The 1029-nt window shown below is 68.3% G+C and carries 2 protein-coding genes; both read left to right on the forward strand.

The window, feature by feature from the left end:
- On the forward strand, positions 1-485 hold a 485-nt coding region (locus ACFYP3_RS37970), incomplete at its 5' end, for a winged helix-turn-helix domain-containing protein (protein WP_388842699.1).
- Positions 482-1029 (forward strand): transposase (locus tag ACFYP3_RS37975; protein ID WP_388842701.1); only part of this gene is annotated, 548 nt, incomplete at its 3' end. The genes ACFYP3_RS37970 and ACFYP3_RS37975, both read left to right, overlap by 4 nt.

Genomic DNA, 1029 nt, shown 5'->3' on the forward strand with positions numbered 1-1029 from the left:
GGGTCCGGATGGAAGCGGTCGCGATGTTCGCCGCCGGGCGGGGCAGTAGCGAGGTCGCGAAGGAGTTACGGGTCAGCGTCCGGTCGGTCCAACGGTGGCGACAGGCCTGGAGGGCGGCCGGCCAAGACGGGGTTCGTTCCCGCGGCCCGGCGTCCCGGCCGAAGATGAGCGACGCGCTGTTCGCCGTGCTTGAGGAGGAGTTGGCCAAGGGCGCGGTCGTGCATGGCTGGCCAGACCAGAGATGGACGCTGGCCCGTATCAAGACCTTGATCGGCCGCAGGTTCCACAAGTCCATGACTCTGTCGGGGATCTCCCAGATGCTGCGGCGACACGGCTGGAGCCACCAGGTGCCGGCCCGTCGCGCGGTCGAGCGGGACGAGGCGGCGGTGGCCGGCTGGGTGAAGGACGTGTGGCCGCACGTGGAAACACCGCGGCGGCGCTCGGGGCCTGGCTCGTCTTCGAAGACGAAGCCGGATTCTCGATGACGCCGCCGACCTCACGCACCTGGAGCCGGCGCGGCACCACACCGGTCATCCGGGTCCGCGGCCGTTCCCAGCGCCGCTTCTCTGTCGCCGCCCTGTGCTGCTACCAACCGGGGATGCGCTCCCGCCTCATCTACCGGCCGAAACGGCACAGGGATCACAAGGCCGGGGGCCGCAAGAGCTTCGCCTGGACCGAGTACCGCGAGCTCCTCATTGCCGCCCACCGCCAGCTCGGCGGCCCCATCGTCCTCATCTGGGACAACTTGAACGTCCACAAGGACCGCCGTATGCGGGCCTTCATCGAGGCGCAGGACTGGCTCACGGTCTACCACCTGCCGCCCTATGCACCCGATCTCAACCCGGTGGAAGGCATCTGGTCGATCCTCCGACGCACCACCCAGGCCAACACCGCCTTCACCGACCCGAACCACCTCATGCGCCGACTCCGACACGGCCTCCGCCAGATCCAATACCGCAGCGACATCATCGACGGCTGCCTCACCGGAACGGGGCTCACACTGACGACACCACGACTACAAGCTCAGTA

Origin of the sequence: Streptomyces sp. NPDC005533 (assembly GCF_042871845.1) — a bacterium.
Lineage (GTDB): Bacteria > Actinomycetota > Actinomycetes > Streptomycetales > Streptomycetaceae > Streptomyces.